General features: G+C 69.9%; 6 protein-coding genes, 1 tRNA gene and 1 pseudogene. 5 read left to right on the forward strand and 3 right to left on the reverse strand.

From position 1 onward, the window contains the following. The 3 genes and pseudogenes from V7050_RS16480 to V7050_RS16490 form a co-directional block, all read left to right on the forward strand. Window positions 1-699, forward strand: a pseudogene (locus V7050_RS16480) (DNA replication/repair protein RecF); the annotation flags it as partial. Continuing rightward, window positions 699-1133 carry a VOC family protein gene (locus V7050_RS16485; RefSeq protein ID WP_324366670.1) on the forward strand — a complete coding sequence of 145 codons (435 nt, stop codon included), beginning with the start codon at window positions 699-701 and terminating at the stop codon, window positions 1131-1133. The pseudogene V7050_RS16480 and the gene V7050_RS16485, both read left to right, overlap by 1 nt. Before the next feature lie 7 nt (window positions 1134-1140). Then, window positions 1141-1767: a LysE family translocator gene (locus V7050_RS16490; protein WP_324366644.1), complete on the forward strand. Its 627-nt coding sequence runs from the start codon at window positions 1141-1143 to the stop codon at window positions 1765-1767. Between the two features lie 29 nt (window positions 1768-1796). Here V7050_RS16490 and V7050_RS16495 read toward each other — a convergent pair. Next, a tRNA-Arg gene (locus tag V7050_RS16495) sits at window positions 1797-1872 on the reverse strand. Window positions 1873-2069: 197 nt separating this feature from the next. On the opposite strand from V7050_RS16495, the gene V7050_RS16500 reads away from it, so the two are divergent. Next, a complete protein-coding gene (locus V7050_RS16500; RefSeq protein ID WP_324366646.1) occupies window positions 2070-3125 on the forward strand; it encodes a Gfo/Idh/MocA family protein in 1056 nt (351 codons plus the stop codon). Between the two features lie 9 nt (window positions 3126-3134). After that, window positions 3135-4157, forward strand: a complete 1023-nt coding sequence (locus V7050_RS16505) for a Gfo/Idh/MocA family protein (RefSeq protein WP_324366648.1) — start codon at window positions 3135-3137, stop codon at window positions 4155-4157. An 8-nt stretch (window positions 4158-4165) separates the two neighbouring features. Here V7050_RS16505 and V7050_RS16510 read toward each other — a convergent pair whose 3' ends face one another. Further along, window positions 4166-5779 (reverse strand): ABC transporter ATP-binding protein, encoded by a 1614-nt coding sequence (locus V7050_RS16510; protein ID WP_324366650.1) that lies wholly within the window; start codon window positions 5777-5779, stop codon window positions 4166-4168. Then, the coding region (locus V7050_RS16515; protein WP_324410857.1) for an ABC transporter permease at window positions 5779-6861 on the reverse strand (1083 nt) is incomplete at its 5' end. The genes V7050_RS16510 and V7050_RS16515, both read right to left, overlap by 1 nt.

Raw genomic sequence — 6861 nt, forward strand, 5'->3', positions numbered from 1 at the left:
GGCGGGCGCGGCGGATTCCTCGACCGCGTGACGCTGAGCCTCTGCCCGGAGCATGGCGCCGCGGTGCTCGGCTACGAGCGCGCCCTGCGCGAACGCAACCGCCTGCTGCGCGACCGGATCCAGGACCGCGGCTGGTTCGACGCGCTCGAGGCGCAGATGGCGGAATTCGGGGCGCAGCTCGACGCCAACCGGAGGGCGGCGCTCGGGAAGCTGGCGGCGACGCCGCCCTCCCGCGCCTTCCCGAGGGCCGAGCTCGGCCTAGCCGCCGAGGGCGCGCGGGATGCCGAAGGGCTGCGGGCGGAGCTGCAGGTGGGGCGGGGGCGCGATCAGGCGGCCGGGCGAAGCCTCGCCGGGCCGCATCGAGACGATCTGGAGGCGATCTATGCGGCGAAGGGCATGGCGGCCAGGCTCTGCTCGACGGGCGAGCAGAAGGCGCTCCTGATCAGCCTGGTCCTCGCCAATGCGCGCGCCGTGGCGGATGATTTCGGCGCGCCGCCGATCCTGCTGCTCGACGAGGTCGCCGCGCATCTCGACGCGGACCGCCGGGCGGCGCTCTTCGACGAGATCGCGGCGCTCGGGGCGCAGAGCTGGATGACCGGCACCGGGCCCGAGCCCTTCGCGGCGCTCGGCGCGCGGGCCCAGCGGCTGCATGTCGCCGATTCCGGCGGCGAATCGCGGCTTACCATGGAGGGAGAATGATGTTTCCGAAGAGCATTTCGCTGATCACGCTGGGTGTGGGGGATCTCGAGCGCTCGCGGCGGTTCTATGCCGCCCTCGGCTGGGAGGCCGCATCGGCGCCGGAGGGTGTGGTCTTCATCCAGCTCGCCGGGCAGGTGCTGGGGCTCTTTCCGCTCGAAGAACTGGCGAAGGACCAGGGGCGGCCGGGGGCCGTGCTGGGGTTCGGCGCGATGACGCTGGCGCGCAACTTCGCCAGCGTAGAGGAAGTGGATGCGGCCTTCGAGCTGGCGCTCGGCGCCGGGGCATCGGTGGTCAAGCGGCCTGAAAAAGTCTTTTGGGGCGGCTATTCGGGCTATTTCGCCGATCCCGACGGCCATGTCTGGGAAGTGGCAATGAATCCCTTCTGGCCGCTCGGCCCCGAGGGCACGCTGACCCTGCCCGGCGCGTCGGAGTGACTTCCGCATGACCCTCACCCCGCCGATGCTTCTGCCCTATGCCGGGGCGCTGGCGCTGCTCGTGGCGACGCCCGGCCCGGTGGTCGCGGCGCTGATCGCCCGGGCGGCGACCGGGGGGGTGGCGGCGAGCGTGCCGCTGGCCGCGGGCGTGGCCGTCGGCGACGTGCTCTGGCCGCTGGCGGCGATGCTCGGCATCGGCGTGGTGGCCGGCGTCTGGGCCGATGCGCTGGTGCTGCTGCGCTATCTGGGTGCGGTGATCCTGGTCTGGATGGGCGTGCAGCTGATCCGCAAGGCCGAGGCGGCGGCGCGCCGGGCGACGGGCGGCGGCCTGGCGCGGGAGAGCGGCTGGGCCGGGTTCGCGGCGGGGCTTCTGGTGATCGCAGGCAATCCCAAGGCGGTGCTCTTCTACCTCGGGGTGCTGCCCGGCTTCTTCGACATGGCCAGCCTGACCGCCGCGGACGTGGTGGCGATCTGCCTCGTTTCGGCGTTGGTGCCCTTCCTCGGCAATCTCGCCTGGGCGGCGGTCTTCGCCCGGGCGCGCGTCCTGCTCGCCGACCCGGTGGCGATGCGGCGGGTCCATGTCGCCGCCGGGCTGGCGCTGGTCGGCGTCGGCCTGGCGGTCGCCTTAGGATGAGCGCGGCCGCGGGTCATACATGGATGGACTGGCGACCCCGGTAGGATTCGAACCTACGACCTACCGCTTAGGAGGCGGTCGCTCTATCCCCTGAGCTACGAGGTCTCGGGGCGTTTCTAGGTCTGCGCCCTCCTCCGGTCAATGCGATGGTGGTGGCCGGCCCGCCGGGGTTCCGAATTGATCGCGGGGGAAAAAGCTGCGATGACCCGGCGGAGGATGCAGGGGGAGGTCGGCAGATGCTGGATACCGCCACCGCGCCGGTGCGCACCGTCCCGCCTTCCGGCATGGTCTGAGCGCACGGCGTGGCCGGAAGGACGCAGACGGGCGTCGCGCTGATCGGGCTCGGCATGGTGAGCGGCACCTATGTCGCGGCGCTGGGCGATCTCACCGAGCGGCTGGCGCTGCGCGGCATCTACGCCCGCGCGCCGGAAAGCCGGGCGCGGTTTCGCGCGATGCACGGCGCGGCCCTGCCGGAGAGCTGCCGCGACTATGCATCGGTCGACGAGATCGCGGCGGACCCTTCGGTGGACTTCGTACTGCTCGCCACGCCACCCAACGGGCGCGAGGAAATCGTGCGGCGGCTCGCGGCGGCAGGCAAGCATATCCTGATGGAGAAGCCGGTCGAGCGGACGCTGGAGGCGGCGGAGCGGCTCTGCGGCATCTGCGAGGCCGCGGGCGTCACGCTGGGGATCGTCTTCCAGCACCGCATGCGGCCGGCGGCGCTGGAACTGGCGCGAATCGTCGCGGGAGGCCGGCTCGGCGCGCTCCGCACGGTCGAGGTGGCCGTACCCTGGTGGCGCCCGCAATCCTATTACGACGAGCCCGGGCGCGGCACCTATGCGCGCGACGGCGGCGGTGTGCTGATCAGCCAGGCGATCCACACGCTCGACCTGGCGCTGAGCCTGACCGGGCCGGTCGCCGAGGTGACGGCGCTGACCGGGACGAGCGGCTTTCACCGGATGGAATCGGAGGATTTCGTGGCTTCGGGCTGGCGCTTCGAGGGCGGCGCGCTGGGGACGTTCTTCGCCACGACCGCGAGCTATCCGGGGCATGCGGATGCGATCCGGCTCAATTGCGCGAAGGGCTCGGCGCTTCTGATGGGCAACCGGCTCACGATCGACTGGCAGGACGGGAGCCACGAGGAATTCGGCGCGGAGGCGGCGACCGGGGGCGGGGCCGATCCCATGGCCTTCACCCATGAATGGCATCGCGCGGTGATCGCGGATTTTGCCGCCGCGCTCGAGGAGGGCCGGCCGCCGCTGGTGCCGGGGCGCGAGGCGCTGCGGGTCCATGCGCTGATCGCGGCGCTCGAACGCTCGGGGCGCGAGGGTGTCCGCGTGGCGGTTGAAGACCGGTAGGAGAGGGGAATGCAGGGTCTTGGGGTCGCAGTGGTCGGGATCGATCACGATCACATTCTGGGCATGCTTGGCAACATGCTGAAACTAGGCGCGGATTGCCGCGGATGGTGGACCGAGGGCCATCCGACCACCGAGGCGCAATTCCTCGAGCGCTTCGGCGAATTCGACCGCGTGGCGGATCGCCGGGCACTGCTCGACGACGCATCGGTCGATCTGGTGCTGATCGCCGCGGTGCCGGCGGACCGCGCAGCGCTCGCCATCGAGGCGATGGAGGCGGGCAAGGACGTCATGGTCGACAAGCCCGGCTGCACCACGCTGGAACAGCTCGCGGCCCTGCGCGCCTGCGTGGCGCGGACCGGGCGGATCTGGAGCGTCAATTTCTCGGAGCGCTTCGAGGTGCCGGCGGTGACGCGGGCGGACGAATTGGTCCGGGCCGGCGCGATCGGCAGGGTGATCCAGACGGTGGGGCTGGGGCCGCACCGCCAGCGGCTCCACACGAGGCCGGAATGGTATTTCGACAAGGCGCGCTTCGGCGGCATTCTCTGCGACATCGGCTCGCACCAGGTCGACCAGTTCCTGCACTTCACCGGCTCGACCGAGGTCGAGGTCGCCCATGCGCTGGCGGAGAACTCGACCCGGCCGGAATATCCCGGCTTCGAGGATTTCGGCGAGATCGTTCTGAACGGCGACGCCGGGCACGGCTATATCCGGGTCGATTGGTTCACGCCCGATGCCCTGCCGGCCTGGGGCGACGGACGGCTCTTCATCCTCGGCGACGAGGGGTCGATCGAGTTGCGGAAATACGTCGATCTCGCGCGAAGCGAGACGGGCAACCACCTGCTGCTCAGCAATCGAACCCGGGTCGAGCACATCGATTGCCGTGACGCGGGCCTGCCGTACTTTCCCCGGCTCGCCGGCGATATCCGCGACCGGACCGAGACCGCGGTGGCGCAAGAGCATACCTTCCGGACGATGAAGATCGCGATCCGGGCCCAGATGAAGGCCGATGCCCGGCTGCGGCCGGGCGGCTGAACCGTCGGTCAGGCCTCGGCGGTCTCGCGGAAACGGGCGGTCTCCAGCGCCGCGGCCATGAGCGCGCGGGTATAGGCCTCGGCCGGCCGATCGAAGACGGATTCGGTCTGCCCTTGTTCCACGATCTGGCCCCCCTTCATAACGATGATGTAGTCGGCGAGCGCGCGGACCACCACGAGGTCGTGGCTGATGAAGAGGTAGCTCAGCCCGTATTGCTGCTGCAGGTCGCGCAGAAGTTCGACGATCTGCTTCTGCACGGAGCGGTCCAGCGCCGAGGTGGGCTCGTCGAGCACGATCACCTTGGGCTTGAGGATCATGGTGCGGGCGATGGCGATGCGCTGGCGCTGGCCGCCGGAGAATTCGTGCGGGTAGCGGTTGCGCATGGCCGGGTCGAGCCCGACCTCCGTCAGCGCCGCGCCGGCTCGCCGGTCGCGCTCGGCTGTGGAGAGCGCGGGGTCGTGGATCAGGAGACCCTCGGTGATGATGCGCCCGACCGTCATGCGCGGGGAGAGCGAACCGAAGGGATCCTGGAAGACGAGCTGCAGCTCGCGGCGGAGCGGGCGCATCTCGGCCGCATCCCGCGGGAGTTCGCGGCCGATGTATCCGACATGGCCCTCGGAGGGCAGCAGGCGCAGCAGCGCGCGGCCGAGCGTGGACTTGCCCGAGCCGGATTCGCCGACGATGCCGATCGTCTGGCCGGAATGCAGCGCGAGATTGACGCCGCGCACCGCCCTCACCTCGAGCGGTTCGGAGAAGAGGCCGCCGCCGGAGCGGAAGGTGACCGAGACGTCCCGGCCCTCGATCAGCACCGGCGCGGTCGCCGGCGGGGCTTCCTTGATGCCCTCGGGCTCGGCGGCGAGCAGCATTCTGGTATAGGGATGCTGTGGATCGAGGAACAGGGCCTCGGTCGCGCCGGTCTCGACCACGCGGCCCGACTGCATCACATAGACGCGGTCGGCGAGGCGCCGGACGATGCCGAGGTCGTGGGTGATGAAGACGATCGCCATGCCGAGCCGGCTCTGGAGCGAGGCGAGCAGTTCGAGGATCTGCGCCTGGATCGTGACGTCGAGTGCGGTGGTGGGCTCGTCGGCGATCAGGATGTCGGGATCGCAGGCGAGCGCCATGGCGATCATCACCCGCTGGCGCTGGCCGCCCGATAGCTCGTGGGGATAGCTGTCGATGCGGCGCTCGGGCTCGGGGATGCCGACAAGGTGCAGCAGCTCCAGGATCCGCGGGCGCGCCTCGGCCTTCGACATGCCGCGGTGGTAGCGCAGCGGTTCGGCGAGCTGGTCGCCGATGCGGTAGAGCGGGTCGAGCGAGGTCATCGGCTCCTGGAAGATCATGGTGATCTTGTTGCCGCGGACCTTGTTGAGATCGCGGTCGCTCAGGCCGAGGACCTCGCGGCCGCGGTACTTCGCCGAGCCGCTGGCCCGGCCGTTCGCGGCGAGGAGGCCCATGATCGCCATGGTGGTCTGGCTCTTGCCGGAGCCGCTTTCCCCGACGATCGCGACGGTCTCGCCCTGGGCGACGTCGAGGTCGAGGCCCTTCACCGCGGCGACCATGCCGTCGTTGGTTTCGAACTCGACCTTGAGATCGCGGACGGAGAGGACGTGCTCGCTCATCACCGGTCCTTCGGATCGAGGGAATCGCGCAGCCCGTCGCCGAGGAAATTGAGCGCGAAGAGGATTAGCGTCAGCGTGATCGCCGGCCAGATCAGGAGCCAGAGCGCGCCGCGCATGTTCGAGGCGCCCTCCGAGATCAGCAGCCCCAGCGAGGTCAGCGGCTCCTGCACGCCGAGGCCGAGGAAGGAGAGCAGGCTTTCGAGCAGGATCGCCTTCGGGACCAGCAGGGTTACGAAGACCACCACCGGCCCGAGCGTGTTGGGAATGATGTGGCGCGCGAGGATGCCGGCCTTGGTCGCGCCGAGTGCCTCGGCGGCCTGGACGAATTCCTGGCGCTTCAGCGAGAGGGTCTGGCCGCGCACGATCCGGGCCATGTCGAGCCATTCCGTGGCGCCGATGGCGATGAAGATGATGACGATGGAGCGGCCGAAGAACACCACCATCAGGATCACGAAGAAGATGAAGGGCAGCGAATAGAGGATGTCGACGATGCGCATCATCACGTTGTCGACCCGCCCGCCGAGATAGCCCGAGACGGCGCCGTAGGTGACGCCGACCAGGAGCGCCATGATCGAGGCGAGAATGCCGATGGCGAGCGAGATGCGCACGCCGATCATGATGCGGGCCGCGAGGTCGCGGCCCACGGCATCGGTGCCGAAGTAGAAATGCAGCCGCTCGACCTTGGCCGAAAGCGTGCCGGTCAGCTCGTCTTCGGAGAGCTCGAGGCTGGGGTCGGAGAAGAGGTCGGACCGCTGGAAGTAGCGCAGGATGCGCGGGTCGATGGGCTCGTCGGAGGTGAGCTCGACCGTGACCCGATCGCCTTCGAGCACCGGCGGCCCGTGGTCGAGCCGGGTGCGGGCCAGTTCGCGCTCGAAGCCGGGCAGGATCGTATCGGCGCGGGGATAGGCCTCGAAGCTGGCCGGCACGCGGACGAACTGGGGATAGACCTGGGCATGGGGATGCGGCCAGACCATCGGCCCGAAGATGCCGATGAGGCCGAGCACCAGGAGCACGATGGCGCTGGTGACCGCGGCGCGATTCTTGCGCAGCCGGATCCAGGGGTCCTGCCACTGGGAACGGCC

The organism is Amaricoccus sp., assembly GCF_036846665.1.
In the GTDB taxonomy this organism is placed as follows: Bacteria; Pseudomonadota; Alphaproteobacteria; order Rhodobacterales; family Rhodobacteraceae; genus Amaricoccus.